General features: G+C 70.5%; 12 protein-coding genes and 1 tRNA gene. 5 read left to right on the top strand and 8 right to left on the bottom strand.

The window, feature by feature from the left end; all coding sequences use genetic code 11:
• Positions 1–60 precede the first annotated feature (60 nt).
• Positions 61–2,601, bottom strand: coding sequence for an ABC transporter permease (locus OKJ99_RS25990; RefSeq protein WP_326019953.1), 2,541 nt, complete (start codon positions 2,599–2,601; stop codon positions 61–63).
• 58 nt (positions 2,602–2,659) lie between these two features.
• Positions 2,660–3,433: an ABC transporter ATP-binding protein gene (locus OKJ99_RS25985; protein WP_326019952.1), complete on the bottom strand. Its 774-nt coding sequence runs from the start codon at positions 3,431–3,433 to the stop codon at positions 2,660–2,662.
• A 379-nt stretch (positions 3,434–3,812) separates the two neighbouring features.
• Between OKJ99_RS25985 and OKJ99_RS25980 the strand changes: the two genes are divergently transcribed.
• From OKJ99_RS25980 to OKJ99_RS25970, 3 genes are all read left to right on the top strand, one after another.
• Positions 3,813–3,895 (top strand) — tRNA-Leu (locus OKJ99_RS25980).
• A gap of 265 nt (positions 3,896–4,160) precedes the next feature.
• Positions 4,161–5,336 (top strand): 4-hydroxybenzoate 3-monooxygenase, encoded by a 1,176-nt coding sequence (locus OKJ99_RS25975; RefSeq protein ID WP_326019951.1) that lies wholly within the window; start codon positions 4,161–4,163, stop codon positions 5,334–5,336.
• Between the two features lie 145 nt (positions 5,337–5,481).
• The gene (locus OKJ99_RS25970) at positions 5,482–6,387 is read left to right on the top strand and encodes a Bax inhibitor-1/YccA family protein (protein WP_326019950.1); all 906 of its coding nucleotides are present in this window, start codon (positions 5,482–5,484) and stop codon (positions 6,385–6,387) included.
• Between the two features lie 98 nt (positions 6,388–6,485).
• On the opposite strand, the gene OKJ99_RS25965 is transcribed toward OKJ99_RS25970, so the two are convergent.
• Positions 6,486–6,716, bottom strand: a complete 231-nt coding sequence (locus OKJ99_RS25965) for a DUF4287 domain-containing protein (RefSeq protein WP_326019949.1) — start codon at positions 6,714–6,716, stop codon at positions 6,486–6,488.
• Between the two features lie 87 nt (positions 6,717–6,803).
• On the opposite strand from OKJ99_RS25965, the gene OKJ99_RS25960 reads away from it, so the two are divergent.
• On the top strand, positions 6,804–7,115 hold the full coding sequence (locus tag OKJ99_RS25960; protein WP_326019948.1) for a hypothetical protein: 312 nt from the start codon (positions 6,804–6,806) through the stop codon (positions 7,113–7,115).
• Between the two features lie 98 nt (positions 7,116–7,213).
• Here OKJ99_RS25960 and OKJ99_RS25955 read toward each other — a convergent pair whose 3' ends face one another.
• From OKJ99_RS25955 to OKJ99_RS25945, 3 genes are all read right to left on the bottom strand, one after another.
• Positions 7,214–8,041 carry a hypothetical protein gene (locus OKJ99_RS25955; RefSeq protein ID WP_407700761.1) on the bottom strand — a complete coding sequence of 276 codons (828 nt, stop codon included), beginning with the start codon at positions 8,039–8,041 and terminating at the stop codon, positions 7,214–7,216.
• Positions 8,042–8,275: 234 nt separating this feature from the next.
• Entirely contained in the window at positions 8,276–9,496 is a 1,221-nt protein-coding gene (locus OKJ99_RS25950; RefSeq protein WP_326019947.1) for an acetyl-CoA C-acetyltransferase, read from the bottom strand.
• A 241-nt stretch (positions 9,497–9,737) separates the two neighbouring features.
• The gene (locus tag OKJ99_RS25945) at positions 9,738–10,760 is read right to left on the bottom strand and encodes an SGNH/GDSL hydrolase family protein (RefSeq protein WP_326019946.1); all 1,023 of its coding nucleotides are present in this window, start codon (positions 10,758–10,760) and stop codon (positions 9,738–9,740) included.
• A gap of 157 nt (positions 10,761–10,917) precedes the next feature.
• Here OKJ99_RS25945 and OKJ99_RS25940 point away from each other — a divergent pair, with 157 nt between their 5' ends.
• Entirely contained in the window at positions 10,918–12,309 is a 1,392-nt protein-coding gene (locus OKJ99_RS25940) for a cystathionine beta-synthase (protein WP_326019945.1), read from the top strand.
• A gap of 302 nt (positions 12,310–12,611) precedes the next feature.
• Here OKJ99_RS25940 and OKJ99_RS25935 read toward each other — a convergent pair whose 3' ends face one another.
• Both OKJ99_RS25935 and OKJ99_RS25930 read right to left on the bottom strand, forming a co-directional pair.
• The gene (locus tag OKJ99_RS25935) at positions 12,612–13,493 is read right to left on the bottom strand and encodes a MurR/RpiR family transcriptional regulator (RefSeq protein WP_326019944.1); all 882 of its coding nucleotides are present in this window, start codon (positions 13,491–13,493) and stop codon (positions 12,612–12,614) included.
• Between the two features lie 97 nt (positions 13,494–13,590).
• Positions 13,591–15,054 carry an aromatic amino acid ammonia-lyase gene (locus OKJ99_RS25930; protein WP_326019943.1) on the bottom strand — a complete coding sequence of 488 codons (1,464 nt, stop codon included), beginning with the start codon at positions 15,052–15,054 and terminating at the stop codon, positions 13,591–13,593.
• Between the last annotated feature and the right edge of the window lie 116 nt (positions 15,055–15,170).

Here is a 15,170-nt window from a genome sequence, read left to right as displayed (position 1 = left end):
AAGCGAGTTGGGGCGCATCCGCCGTCGCGGATGCGCCCCAGTTTCGTCACTCGGGTCCTGCTACTCGGACTTGATCGCGTCGAGCATGTTCAGTCGGGCCGCGCGGCGGGCCGGCCACAGGGCCGCCAGGATGCCGACGACCGCGGCGAGCGCGAGGAAGAGCCCCATCCGGCCCCAGGGCAGGATCAGTTCGTACGTCGACATGGAGTTGCCGATGAGCTGACCGGCCGCCCAGCCGAAGAACACGCCGAGGCCGATGCCGAGCACGCCGCCGAACAGGGAGATCACCAGGGACTCCAGGCGGACCATCCGCTTGATGCCCTTGCGGTCGATGCCGATCGCGCGGAGCATGCCGATCTCCTGCTGGCGCTCGAAGACCGACATCGCCAGGGTGTTGATGACGCCGAGCACGGCGACGATCACCGCCATGGCGAGCAGGCCGTAGAGCATGTTCAGCATCAGCGTGAAGACCTGGGCGACCTGGTTGGTGATGTCCTGCTTGTCCTGGACCTGGATCGCCGGGTTCTCGCCGAGCGCCTTCGTGAGCTTGTCCTTGGTGGCGTCGGACGCGCCGCCGGACGTCTTCAGCATGACCTGCATGTCACCGGAGTCGGCGCTGAGGTGCGGGGCGAGGGTCGGGGTGTCGATCATGATGCCGCGCATCATCTCGTTGGCCTCGTAGACGCCCGCGACGGTCAGCTTCTGCCGCTTGCCGTCCTCGTAGTGCGTGGTGAAGGTCGAGCCCGTGGTCCAGTCGTGCTCCTTCGCGGTCTTGTCGTCGACGACGACCTGGCCGCCACCGACGGTGAACTTGCCGCTGTCCAGCGGGAGTTCGGCGAGCTGCGTGATCGTCTTTCCGTTGACGCCGGTCAGGAACTCGGTGCCGCCGTCGATGCGCGCGGGCGAGTTGGTCAGTCCGCTGACGGCCGTGACACCGGGCGTCTTGTCGAGGGTCTTCACGACGTCGGGGGAGAGCTGGTTCCCGTTCGACATGGCGACGACGTAGTCCGCCTTGATCGAGTCGGCGGCCATCTTGTTGATCGCCGACTGCACGCTGCCCGCGATCACCGTGAGGCCGGTGATCAGGGTCAGGCCGATCATCAGCGCCGACGCGGTGGCGGCGGTGCGGCGCGGGTTGCGCACCGAGTTGAGGCGGGCCAGCTTGCCGGAGATGCCGAAGGCGCGCAGGACCGGGGCCGCGAGCGCGATCAGCGGGCGGGAGAGCAGCGGCGTGAGGATGAAGACGCCGATGACCAGGAGCGCGGCGCCGAGGCCCATCGGGGCCTGGCCGCTGTCGCCGCTGAGGGTCGTCGCGTAGAGCACGGCCGCGATACCGGCGGCGGAGACCAGGGCGCCCAGCGTGTTGCGCAGTACCAGGGACTTGGCGGTGGGCGCGGCGTGCACCGCGTTCATCGCGGCGACCGGCGGGATCTTCGCGGCGCGGCGGCCGGGCAGCCAGGCGGCCAGCATCGTGATCAGGATGCCGACGACCAGCGCGGCGACGACGGTGCCGGGGGAGACGACGAGCGGCCCGTCCGGCATGATCGCGCCGGTCGTGCCCATGAGCGCCCGCATGCCCGCACCGATGCCGATGCCGACGGCGAGACCGGCCACCGCGGCGACCGCGCCCACGACGAAGGCCTCAAGGAGTACGGAGCGGGTGACCTGACGCCGGGAGGCGCCGACGGCCCGCATCAGTGCCAGCTCCTTGGTGCGCTGGGCGACCAGCATCGTGAAGGTGTTGGCGATGATGAAGATGCCGACGAAGAGCGCGATGCCCGCGAAGACGAGCAGCATCGTCTTCATGGAGCTCATCGACGACGAGATCTGCTCGGCCTGGTCGTCGGCGAGCTGCTGCGCGGTGGTGGTCTTGGTCTGCCCGGTGGGCAGCGCCTTGTCCAGCGCGGACTTCAGCCGGTCCTGGCTCGTCCCGGCCGCGGCCGTCACATCGATCTCGTCGTACGCGCCCGGCTTGTGGAAGAGCTGCTGCGCGGTCGGGGTGTCGAAGAGGGCCAGCGAGCCGCCCGCCGAGACGTTGCCGTCGTCGGTGGTGAAGATGCCGGTGAGGGTCGGGGTCAGCACGGGGCCGTCGACGGACATCCGCACCTGGTCGCCGACCTTGTAGCCGGCGCGCTGCGCGGTCTTCGCGTCGAGGGCGACCTGGTCCGCGCCGTGCGGGGCGGTGCCCTTCTTCAGCGGGTACCGGGAGTCGGGCTTCCCGGAGGAGCCCCAGTAGTTGCCGCCCTTGGTGGAGAAGCCGTTGCCGACGAGCTTGCCGTCCTGGTCGGCGACGGCGGCGTAACCGCTGACGACGCCGTAGGCGGAGCCGGCGCCCCGGGTGTCCCGAGCCGCCTTGAGGGTGGCGTCGGTGAGGGCGGCCTCCTTGCCGACGGTGTTGCCCTTGTCCTCGGAGCGCTGGGCGGTGACGGCCACGTCGACGTGGCTGAAGCCCTTGGCGGAGGACTTCTCCATGGCGCCGGAGATGGTGTTGGTGAAGACGAGGGTGCCGCTGACGAAGGCGACGCCGAGCATGACGGCGAGCACGGTCATCAGGAGCCGGGCCTTGTGCGCGAACACGTTGCGCAGGGCGGTACGGAACATGGGTCTACTCAGTCCTGGGTGGGTGGCTTCCAGCGGGGCGCGTGGGTCGTGTGGCCGGTCAGGTCGTCCGGCCCTTGGCGTCGAAGCGCTTCATGCGGTCCAGGACCGAGTCCGCCGTCGGGTCCCGGAGCTCGTCGACGATGCGGCCGTCGGCCAGGAAGATCACCCGGTCCGCGTAGGCCGCGGCGACGGGGTCGTGGGTGACCATGACCACGGTCTGCCCCAGTTCCCGCACGGAGTTGCGCAGGAAGCCGAGGACCTCGGCGCCGGAGCGCGAGTCGAGGTTTCCGGTCGGCTCGTCACCGAAGATGATCTCGGGCTGGGAGGCGAGCGCGCGGGCCACCGCCACGCGCTGCTGCTGTCCGCCGGAGAGCTGCGCGGGCCGGTGTCCGAGGCGCCCGGAGAGGCCCACCATCTGGATCACGTTCTCCAGCCACTGCTTGTCGGCCTTGCGGCCCGCTATGTCCATGGGGAGCGTGATGTTCTCCAGGGCGGTCAGCGTCGGCAGCAGGTTGAACGCCTGGAAGATGAAGCCGATCTTGTCCCGGCGGAGCTTGGTGAGCTGCTTGTCCTTCAGGGAGCCCAGCTCGGTCTCGCCGATCCGGGCGGACCCGGAGGAGAACGTGTCGAGGCCCGCGACGCAGTGCATCAGCGTCGACTTGCCGGAGCCGGACGGGCCCATGATCGCGGTGAACTCGGCCTGCCGGAACTCGACGGAGACCTGGTCGAGCGCGACCACCTTGGTCTCGCCCTGTCCGTAGATCTTGGACAGATCCGTGGCGCGGGCCGCTGCCGTGGTGGTGGGGCGGCCCGCGAGCGGGGTGGTGGTCACGGGAGGGTGCTCCTGTCGGTCTGTGCTGCTTACGGGGACGCTTCCATCGTCGCCGCGGATCGGGCCGGGAAAGTCAGCCGCAGCTCTCGTTCCGGAGGGCGACTTCGGAGGGACCGGGGGAGCCCGAGTCATACCTGGGGATGACCCCGGCCCCTGAGAGGTACCGGACCGGGGTGCGCCGGCCGGGCGGTGAAATTCCGTCAATCCGTGGGAACCCGTCCCGGGAGGCCGCAGGGCTCCCGGCAGGTGCTGATGGGCCCCGGCGTGTGCTGATGCACCCTCAGACGTCAATAAAATAAGACAACGTGGGGACGTGGTTCCGCTGATCGGGGGACGCTGCCGGATAGGCTCGGAACGTCGATGCGGAGCCCCACAGCCTGCCCGGATGGTGGAATGCAGACACGGCGAGCTTAAACCTCGCTGCCCTTTGCGGGCGTACCGGTTCAAGTCCGGTTCCGGGCACCTCCGAACTTCCTCTGCGCTTCGCGTCGCGGCCCCCAACTTCCTTCTCCCTCAGGAGCGTTGGCGCGCCCTCTCGCAGCTCCCGCGTCGGCTCCCGTGTGGCCCTCTGGGCCCGGGGGTCATCGAAACCATTGACACCTGCCCTGCGCGGGGCGAGGATCCGCACAGAACTTGATGAACGAAAGTTCACCAGGCGAACACGGCGCCACGCGGCACCACACGACACCACAGGCGAACGAACGCAATGACGCGAGAGGGATCCCGTATGCGCACCACCGTCGGCATCATCGGAGCGGGCCCGGCCGGGCTGCTCCTGGCCAGGCTCCTGCACAACGCCGGCATCGAATCGGTCGTCCTGGAGGGCCGTGACCGCGCCTACGTGGAGCAGCGCCAGCGCGCCGGGATCCTGGAGCAGGGCACCGTGGACGTGCTGCGCGAGGCCGGTGTCGGCGCGCGCATGGACCGCGAGGGCCTGCCGCACGACGGCATCGAGCTGCGCTTCGACCGGCGCCGCCACCGCGTCGACTTCCCCGCCCTGACCGGTGGCAAGCAGGTCATGGTGTACGCGCAGACCGAGGTCTGCAAGGACCTCATCGCGGCCCAACTGGCCGACGGAGGGCCCCTGTTGTTCGAGGCGGAGGCGCTGGCGGTCGAGGGCGCCGACACCGCGGGCCCCCGCATCCGCTTCCGCCACGAGGGCCGCGAGCAGACCCTCGACTGCGACTACGTGGTCGGCTGCGACGGCTTCTGGGGCGTGGCCCGCAAGGCGGTCCCCGAGGAGCTCGTCCGGACGTACGAGCGCACCTACCCGTACGCCTGGCTCGGCATCCTCGCCGACGTGGCGCCCTCCCACGACGAGCTGATCTACAACCGCTCCGACCGCGGCTTCGCCCTCATGTCCATGCGCTCACCGCACGTCACGCGCGCGTACCTCCAGGTTCCGGCCGGCACCGAAGCCGAGTCCTGGTCCGACGACGAGATCTGGGCCGAGCTCGACCGCCGCCTCGAGGTCGACGACCCGACCTGGCGCCTCGCCCGCGGCCCCATCACGTCGAAGTCCGTCACCCCCATGCGGTCGTACGTCCACGAGCCGATGCGGCACGGCCGCCTCTTCCTCGCCGGGGACGCGGCGCACATCGTCCCGCCGACCGGTGCCAAGGGCCTCAACCTCGCCGTCGGCGACGTCATCACCTTCGCCCGCGCCCTCACCGCGTACGTGGAGAAGGGCGACACGGAAGCGCTCGACACGTACTCCGAGACCTGCCTGCGGCGCGTCTGGCAGGCGGAGCGCTTCTCGTACGCGATGACGACCATGCTGCACCGCGCCCCCGACGCCACGGCCTTCGACGACAAGATCCAGCTGGCCCAGCTGGACCGTGTGACCACCTCGAAGGCGGCCGAGACGGATCTTGCCGAGGCGTACACGGGATTCCCCGTATGAGGGGCCGGAAGGCGGAACACAGAGGGTGCACGGGACGTTCCTCGTAACAGGATGGGAAAGATCCTCCCTGAGCACTAGGGTCGGATCTTTGCCAGACCATTACTCTTGATGGCAAGGCCATACAGGGTGGCCATGGAGGAGTGAAATGAGGAGCAGCAACCCGGTCTTCTCGCGACGGGGGTTCAGCCGCGACAACGGCTACGCGCAGTTCAACGCGAACGCGCAGCAGCCGCAGGCCGGGGGCCCCGCTGTCGGCACGGCGCAAGGCAATCCTTACGGCCAGGCCCCCGCCGGCAACCCGTACGCGCAGAACCCCTACGCACAGCAGGACGTCCAGTACGGGGCTCCGCAGGCGCCCGCCACCACCGGCCGCATGACGATCGACGACGTCATCATGCGGACCGCCACGACGCTCGGTCTGCTGATCGTCACGGCGGCGCTCGCCTGGGCGCTGCTGCCGGTCGACGACGCGAACATCGGCAAGTCGATGGGCATCGCGGTCGGCGCGGGCCTCGTCGCGATGGTCCTGGGCTTCGTCCAGGCCTTCAAGCGCAAGGCGTCCCCGCCCCTGATCCTGGCGTACGCCGCCCTTGAGGGCGTCTTCCTCGGCGTGCTCTCCAGCGTCGTCGACAACCGCATCGCCGACGGCGCGGCCATGCAGGCCGTGCTCGGCACGATGGCCGTGTTCGCCGGTGTCCTCATCGCGTACAAGGCGGGCTGGATCCGCGTCAACCGTCGCTTCTACGGCTTCGTCATGGCCGCGGCGCTCGGCTTCGTCCTGCTGATGGGCATCAACCTGCTGTTCGCCGTCTTCGGCGGCGGTGACGGCCTCGGCTTCCGCAGCGGTGGCCTCGGCATCGTGTTCGGCATCCTCGGCATCCTGCTCGGTGCCTGCTTCCTGGCCCTCGACTTCAAGCAGGTCGAGGACGGCATCGCGTACGGCGCCCCGAAGGAAGAGGCGTGGCTCGCCGCGTTCGGCCTGACCATGACGCTGGTCTGGATCTACATGGAGTTCCTGCGGCTCATCGCGATCCTGCAAGGCAACGACTAGGCGTACTGGGCGTAACAGCCGCCCGACGTCAGGGGCCCGCACACCTTCCGGTGTGCGGGCCCCTTGCCGTGAGGTGAGGGTCGTGACGGGGAGTGGCGCTAGCGGAATCGCCGTGCGGCGCGCCTCAGGTCGTACTCGTGGATGATCGCTTTCGCGTGGCCGTACGCGAGATCGTGCTCGCCACGCAGCCAACTGACCTTCTCTTCGAAGCGAAGGAAGCAGGGGCCTTCTTCGACGGTCCGCATCCAGTCGCCGAGTTCACGACCGGTGCAGTGGGGGATGCGAGCCAGCAGATTGCGGTGGGTCTCCTCGGAGAAGACTTGGGACATCGGCGCCTCCGGAACGCTTCGATGTGGCCGGTCCTTCACGCCACCGTGCCTGAGCGTTGGGGCCTTGTAAACAGCTACAGTCGGCGCGTGCTTGATACGACGCCTTTGACCGCAGCAGTGGATCAGTTCGCCGATCGGCTCAGGGCCGCGCCGCAGAGCAGATTGCAGCGGGGTGCTGCCGCGGAGGCGCTGGCGCTGGCCAGGGAACTTTCGGCGTGGGCCCAGAAGTTGGATGCGCCCGACGCGCCCGTGCGGGAGATGCCCGATGCGGGGATGTTCGCCGCGGCGGACCAAGTGACGGTCGCGGGGCGGGACTTGGCGGTTTCCCTCCGGGAGGCGGGGGAGGTCGCACAGGCCGTGGAACTGGTCGAGGTGGCAATGAAGCGAGCCGGCATCTAGCTCGTATTTCCAGCCCCGCCAGGGGGTCCCCCCGGACAGAGTCTGGGGGAGTTTGAGGCGCGGGGTCCGGGGCGGAGCCCCGGGGGTGCGACCACGGCTCAGGCCGAAGCGATGACCCGGTCGGCCAGGATGTAGACGCTGCCGTCGCCGCACTCAAAGGTCAACGCATACGCACCGGAGACGCCCGAGCCGCCGAGCAGCACCGGGGTCTCGCCGGCGCGCAGCGCGGACGCCAGCTGCTCCGCCGTCTCCCGGTGGCCGGGGGTCATGCAGAGCGTCGTGCCGTCGGTGAACACGTACACGTCGAGCGTGCCGAGTGGGCCGGGGCGGACGTCGGCGAGGGCGGTGCGGGTCTGCGCCAGCTCCTCAAGACACTGCACCGTGCGCTCGTGGTCGCCCACGACCGGTGACTGCACCGGGACGAAGTCGGGGTGCGAGGGGTGCCTGCGGCGGGCGGCGGCCAGCTCGGGCGACTCCTCGACGACCTCGTCGAGGGCGGCCGTGCCGGCGAACTCGTCCTCCGGCTCGAACGAGGGCTCCCCGAAGGGCTCCAGGCCCACGAGGTCCGCCTGACGCGGCAGGAACATGTCGTCGCCGAGCGCGCCGCCGGCCAGGAACGGCGGCAGCTCCGAGCTGTCCCGTGCCTCCTGGGCGGCCCAGAACGCCCGGGCCTCCGCCAGCTCGCGCTCCCGCTCCTCGGCGAGGGCGTCGGCGACGGCGTTGCGTATCGCCTCGGCGTCCGGCGTGGTGCGTGCGGCGGGGATACCGGGAAGCGCCTGGGTGGCGCGATCCCTGCTCAGCTCGTCGCGCAGCTCCGAGACCTGTCGGCGCAGACCCCTGACGTGCTGCAGGGTGGCGGCACCGACGGCCGTGGCAGCGGCCGTGGCGAGCACGAGGACACTTATGGCGGCAGGCATGGCGCTCACTGACGTACTCCCGGTTTCAAGTCGACCCCCGACTTCCTACATCAGCTTGAAGCCTGAATGAACAGGCTGTCAGTGCATTACGTCACGAAACGGACAGGTCTTTTGTCCGGGTGTTTAGCCCCGATATGGCCTGGGCATGGGCTGACCTGCAAAAACCAAAAACCCCCGAGATGCACGTCACATCCTGGGGGAGATTGGATCACGAACGGATAGACCGCTTCGGGCCGACCCGGATCAGCTCAGGCGCTCGATGACCATCGCCATGCCCTGGCCACCGCCCACGCACATCGTCTCCAGACCGAACTGCTTGTCGTGGAACTGGAGCGAGTTGATCAGCGTGCCGGTGATCCGGGCGCCGGTCATGCCGAAGGGGTGGCCGACGGCGATGGCGCCACCGTTCACGTTCAGCTTGTCCTCGGCGATGCCCAGCTCACGGGCGGACGGGATGACCTGCGCGGCGAACGCCTCGTTGATCTCGGCCAGGTCGATGTCGTCGATGGTCAGACCGGCCCGCTTCAGGGCCTGCTTGCTGGCCTCGACCGGGCCGAGGCCCATGATCTCGGGGGAGAGGCCCGAGACGCCGGTGGAGACGACGCGGGCGAGCGGGGTCAGACCCAGCTCGCGCGCCTTGGTGTCCGACATGACCACGAGCGCGGCGGCGCCGTCGTTCAGCGGGCAGCAGTTGGCGGCCGTGACGAGGCCGTCGGGGCGGAAGACGGGCTTGAGGCCCGAGACGCCGTCGAGCGTGACGCCGGCGCGCGGGCCGTCGTCCTTGCTGACGACCGTGCCGTCGGGGGTCGTCACCGGGGTGATCTCGCGCTCCCAGAAGCCGTTCTTGATGGCTTCCTCGGCGCGGTTCTGCGAGCGCACGCCGAAGGCGTCCATCTCGGCGCGGGTGATGCCCTTGATGCGGGCCAGGTTCTCGGCGGTCTGACCCATCGCGATGTACGCGTCCGGGACCAGGCCGTCCTCGCGCGGGTCGTGCCAGCTGGTGTTCTCCTGCGTGGCGACCTCGGCGGTGCGGGCCTCGGCCTCGGCGAAGAACGGGTTGCGGGTGTCGGGGAGGGAGTCCGAGTTCCCCTTCGCGAAGCGGGACACCATCTCGACGCCGGCCGAGATGAAGACGTCGCCCTCGCCCGCCTTGATGGCGTGCAGCGCCATGCGGGTCGTCTGGAGCGAGCTGGAGCAGTACCGGGTGACGGTGCAGCCCGGGAGGTGGTCCATGCCCATCTGTACGGAGACGATGCGGCCGAGGTTGTTGCCCTGCTCGCCGCCGGGGAGGCCGCAGCCGAGCATCAGGTCGTCGATCTCGCGCGGGTCGAGCTCGGGGACCTTGGCGAGGGCGGCCTGGATGATCGTGGCGGTCAGGTCGTCCGGGCGGAGGTCCTTCAGCGACCCCTTGAAGGCGCGGCCGATGGGGGAACGGGCGGCTGAGACGATCACTGCTTCGGGCATCACGCGGCTCCAGAGTTCGATACGGCTGACCGTGAGGGAAGTTACCCGTACGTACCGCTCGGGTCACCGGGTGAGGTGTGTGACCCGCACCGCATTTTACTAAGCGCTTGCTCAGGGCTCCGCCCCGGACCCCGCGCCTCAAACGCCGGCGGGGCTGGATATGCGGCGGTCCGGGCATTTCAAGCCCCTGCGGCGATTGAGCAGCGGGGTCCGGGGCGGAGCCCCGGGAGCGTAACGGCGGTCAGGCGCTTGATTGAGGTACCGGCTCCTGCACGGTGACCCGCCGGCGCCGGCGCCGCTTAAGAAGCGCCCACGGCCCCCGGGGACCGGTCGGCATAGCGGCAGCGACTTCCGTGCCGCCCTCCTGCGCCGCCCTCGCCGCCGCGCGGGCGACCGGGAGGAAGCCCTCGGCGCGGGAGGCGTCCGGGCGCTCCTCCTCGGGCCACAGGCCCAGGGAGGCGCAGAGCGTGGGCAGGACCGCCATCGCCGCGGTCGCGTAACCCTCCATGGACGGGTGGTAGTTGTCCGGGCCGAACATTTCGCGCGGGTTCGCCGAGAACTCGGGGCCGAGCAGGTCGCCAAGGGACACCGTGCGGCCGCCCTGCTCCACCGTGCCGATGGTCTGCGCCGCAGCGAGCTGGCGCGAGGCGCGGCGGGCCAGCCAGCGCAGCGGCTGCTGGACCGGCTCCACCGACCCGAGGTCGGGACACGTGCCGACCACCACCTCGGCACCGGCCGTGCGCAGCCGGCGTACGGCCGCCGACAGGTGCCGTACGGACGTGGTCGCCGGCATGCGGTGCGTGACGTCGTTCGCGCCGATCATGATCACGCAGACGTCGGGCTGCCAGCCGGGGTCGGCGAGACCGAGCGGCACCTGGCGGTCCAGGTCGTCGGAGCGCGCCCCCGGCTGCGCCACATTGCGCAGCTCCACCGTCCGCTCGGCGACCGCCGCGAGCCCGGACGCCAGCAGCGCGCCCGGCGTCTGCCCCGCCCGGTGCACGCCCTGCCCCGCGGCCGTCGAATCGCCCAGCATCAGGAAGCGCAACGGTTCGCCGTCGCGGGGGCCGTACATCCGGCGCCCGTACACACCGTCCGCGGCCGGTACGTGCACCGGTTCGGGACCGTGGTTGCCGACCTGGCGTCGCGCGATGTGTACCTCGGCGAGCACCACGCCGACCGTGGCCGCGCCCAGCAGCCCGATCCCGCCGCCGCCGTACGCCGCGCCCGCTGCGATCCGCCGTGCCACCCTCGCCCTGCTCGACATGTTCCGCGGCCACCTGCCTCTGCGTTCTATTACGGCTACAAGAAGTCCTTGCCCCGTTATCCCTGTCGGCCAATCGCAACGCCGGATGAAGCGACACGGTCCATGGTGTGCGCCTTACCCTGGCGGCACCATTACGGAGGAGAACCCGGAGACCACGGTGCGCATCCACGAATCGATGATCGACCTCGTCGGCAACACCCCGCTGGTGAGGCTCAACAAGGTGACCGAAGGGCTGCGGGCGACCGTCCTGGCCAAGGTCGAGTACTTCAACCCCGGCGGCAGCGTGAAGGACCGCATCGCGCTGCGCATGATCGAGGCGGCGGAGAAGAGCGGGGAGCTGGAGCCCGGCGGCACCATCGTCGAGCCGACCAGCGGCAATACCGGTGTCGGCCTCGCCATGGTGGCCCAGCAGAAGGGCTACAAGTGCGTCTTCGTCTGCCCGGACAAGGTCTCCACGGACAAGATCAATGTGCTGCGGGCGTACGGCGCCGAGGTGGTGGTCTGCCCGACGGCGGTGGATCCCGAGCACCCGGACTCGTACTACAACGTCTCGGACCGCCTCGTCCGTGAGACGCCCGGTGCCTGGAAGCCGGACCAGTACAGCAATCCGCACAACCCCGAGTCGCACTACCACTCCACCGGGCCGGAGCTGTGGGAGCAGACGGACGGGCGGATCACCCACTTCGTCGCGGGCGTCGGGACCGGCGGCACCATCTCCGGGACCGGGCGCTATCTCAAGGACGCGAGCGAGGGGCGGGTCAAGGTCATCGGCGCCGACCCCGAGGGCTCGGTGTACTCCGGCGGCTCCGGGCGCCCGTACCTCGTCGAGGGCGTCGGTGAGGACTTCTGGCCGACCGCCTACGACCGTGAGGTCGCCGACGGGATCGTCGCGGTGTCCGACAAGGACTCGTTCCAGATGACCCGGCGCCTCGCCAAGGAGGAGGGGCTCCTCGTGGGCGGCTCCTGCGGGATGGCCGTGGTGGCGGCGCTGCGGGTCGCGGAGGGCCTTGGTCCTGACGACATCGTGGTCGTGCTGCTGCCGGACAGCGGGCGCGGATACCTCTCGAAGATCTTCAACGACGACTGGATGGCGGACTACGGCTTCCTGGAGGACTCCGGGCCCAGCGCGCGCGTCGGCGACGTGCTGAAGGACAAGGAGGGCGGCGCGCTGCCCTCGCTCGTCCATATGCACCCGGAGGAGACGGTCGGTCAGGCCATCGAGGTGCTGCGCGAGTACGGGGTCTCGCAGATGCCGATCGTGAAGCCGGGCGCGGGACACCCGGACGTCATGGCCGCCGAGGTCATCGGGTCGGTCGTCGAGCGGGAGCTGCTCGACGCCCTGTTCGCCCAACGGGCCTCGCTGCACGACCCGTTGGAGAAGCACATGTCGGCGCCGCTGCCGCAGGTCGGTTCCGGGGAGCCGGTGGCGGACCTGATGGCCGTGCTCGGCGTGGCGGACGCGGCGATCGTGCTGGTCGAGGGCAGGCCGACGGGTGTGGTGAGCCGTCAGGACCTGCTGTCGTTCCTGGCCAGGGGCGCCGCGAAGTAGGCCGCTTTCCCGGGTTCGCGAAAACGGTACGAGCGCGACACGTGCGCGCAGCACCGGCTTAACACGGGTCCGGCAGATTGGAGGTGTCGGAAAGGGGCGGGAGCGGCTCCCCGCCCCAGCCGGCACCGAGCGGCGTCAAAGGAACCTCCGGAGCGGCTCCCGGACCTCCACGGACGCCCTGGGTGTGCACCTGGCCTGACCCGGTGCACGCCCTTCGCGGGGACCGCCGTCGTCCCGCCCCCCGTTCACGGGGGTGCGGCGGTCCCCGCGCAACTCACTTCTCCCGTACGGGGATTGCCCGTCTACTCGACGAAGAGGCCGCGCTCCGCCGCCCGTACGTCGAACTCTTCGAGGCGCGCCTGTGCCTGCGGCAGCCCGTCGCACATCGCCTCCAGGAGCACCCGGCCGAGCAGCATCGGCGAGCACGCCGTGTCGAAGGCGAGGCCCGTGCCGACCGCGGCGGGCAGCAGCAGGTCGGAGTGGCGGGCGACGGGGGCGAAGGCGGAGTCGGCGACCGTGACGACGGTCAGCCCCGCCTCCTTTGCGTACGCGAGGGCGTCGACGACCTCGCGCGGGTGGCGGGGGAGCGCGAAGCAGAGCAGCGTCGTGGCACCCGCGCGGACGGCCGCGTCGATGCGGTCGGCGAGCATGGTGCCGCCCTCGTCGAGGAGTCGTACGTCGGGGTGGACCTTCGCGGCGAAGTACGCGAAGCCGAACGCCTGGGACGCCGCCGCGCGCAGTCCCAGGACGAGCAGCGTCGGTGAGGCGGCGAGGAGTCGGCCCGCCCGCTCGACCGGCTCCGGGTCGGCGAGCAGCTCGGCGAGGTGCCTGAGGTTGGCGATCTCGGCTTCCACGGCCTGCTGGTACTCGTTGGCCAAGGCACCGGTGGCCGGTTCGGAGGGGGCCGTCTCGCGCAGGTGCTTGCGCAGCGCGGGGTAGCCGTCGAAGCCGAGCGCCACCGCGAACCGGGTCACGGAGGGCTGGCTCACGCCCGCGAGCTCGGCCAGCTCCACGGACGACAGGAACGGCACCTCGGCCGCGCGCCGCACCATGCAGTGCGCGATGCGGCGCTGGGTGGGGGTGAGCCTGTGCCCCTCGAAGAGGCTCTGGAGGCGGGCGGAGGGGCTGTGCGCCCCCGCGTCGTTTTCCGTCCCGCTCCGGGTGCTGTCCGTGCGTTCGCTCATGTCTCCCGCCGGTCCATTCAATGGTCCCGAATTTTGCATGATTCTATTCAGAGGGTCGGTGGGGGCGCCAGACCTCGCGGCCGGCGCCCTTGTTCCGTCACTGCTCGACGAACCGTCCCAGCAGGGCCGCCGCCCGTTCCACGTCCCCGGTCAGCGACCGGTCCGCCACCTCCGTCGGAAGCTCCTGCGCCGCCAGCTCGAAGGCCCGCCCCACCGGAAGCTCCGGGTCGAGGGGGAGGTCGCGCAGCCGCAACGCCCGGACCGCCGCGACCAGTTCGCAGCCCACCACCTGACGGAGCGCCGCACACACGCGCAGCGTCTGACGGGCCGCCAGGGAGGCGAAGCTGGCCTGCTCCTCGACGCCGCGGGAGAGGACGGCGTGGCCGAGGGACGCGGGGGCGGAGAAGGCGCACAGGTCGGCGAGGGCGCCACCGGCCGCGTACTCCAGGATCATCACGCCGGACGAGGCCGGTTCGCCGTCCGCGAGGAACGGGCGAAGGCGGGTGAAGTTCGGTTCGTTGAGCGTGGAGAGGCGGGACGTGGAGAGGCGGGCCACCTGGCTGATCGCGAGGCGGAAGTGGTCGAGCGCGAGGGCGAGTTGGGCCATGTAGAAGCCGCCGTGGTGGTAGGCCGCCATCTCCGTGTACGAGATCAGGGGGTTCTCCGCCGCCGCGTTGATCTCCACCGTGAGGATGTCCTCCAGGGCGTTCGCCGCGTCCTGCGCCGGGCCGTGGATCTGCGGCACGCAGCGGAAGCCGTACGGGTCCTGGATCCGGCCGAGCGGGGGCGTGGGGTGGTCGTCGGCGCCGAGGATCCCGCGCATCCGGGCCGCCACCTCGAAGCTGCCCTTGTGGGGGCGGGACTCGTGCACGGGCAGGGCGTACGCCTCGTAGGAGCCGTCGACCGCGAGCAGGCTCATGGCCGCCACCAGGTCCGTCGCCGCCAGCAGGTCGCGCAGTTCGTGCAGGGCGAGGGCCGCCTGGCCGAGGGTGAGGGCGTTGGAGGAGATCAGGGCCAGGGCGTCGTTGTTGTCCAGGGGCTGCGGCTTGGGCGGGGTGCCCTTGCCGCGCCACGGGTGTTCGCCGGCCAGGGCCAGGCCCATCTGGGACAGGGGTGCGATGTCGCCGGTGCCGACCGAGCCGTGCTCGTTGACCGACGGGTACGCGCCCGCCTCCAGCGCCTCGCAGAGCGCCGTGACGACCGTGGGGCGCAGGCCCGCGCCACCGGCCAGGAGCTGGTTCGCGCGGACCGCGAGCATCGCCCGCACCTCGCGCTCGGGCAGCTCGTCGCCGATCGCGCCGGCGTGGCTGCGCAGCAGGCGCAGGCCGTGGTCGGCGGCGGCCTCGGTGGGCACGTCCTCGCTGCGGTTGGCGCCGACGCCGGTGGAGCGGCCGTAGACCCTGCCCCACGCGGCGATCTCCCGCGCCGCGTTCCAGGACTCCTCCACGCGCTTCATGGCGTCCGTGCCGGGGACCGGTCGGGCGCTCGCGTGGGCGAGGCGGACCACGTCGGCGACCGGGAGACCGTGGCCGTCGAGCACGACGACCGGCTGTGACACCATGTGCTGTTTCCCCTTTGAACGATGTTCAAATGCCCCAAATGGGGCGCCCGCGTCTCATGTATCGGTCTCCGGCTCTGGATTTACCGACGATTTACGCGGAGGCATTGACAAGTTAT

Source organism: Streptomyces endophyticus (genome assembly GCF_035798155.1).
Classification (GTDB): domain Bacteria; phylum Actinomycetota; class Actinomycetes; order Streptomycetales; family Streptomycetaceae; genus Streptomyces; species Streptomyces endophyticus.
The sequence above is the reverse complement of the archived record's forward strand: the minus strand, read 5'-3'. Positions and strand labels throughout refer to the sequence as shown.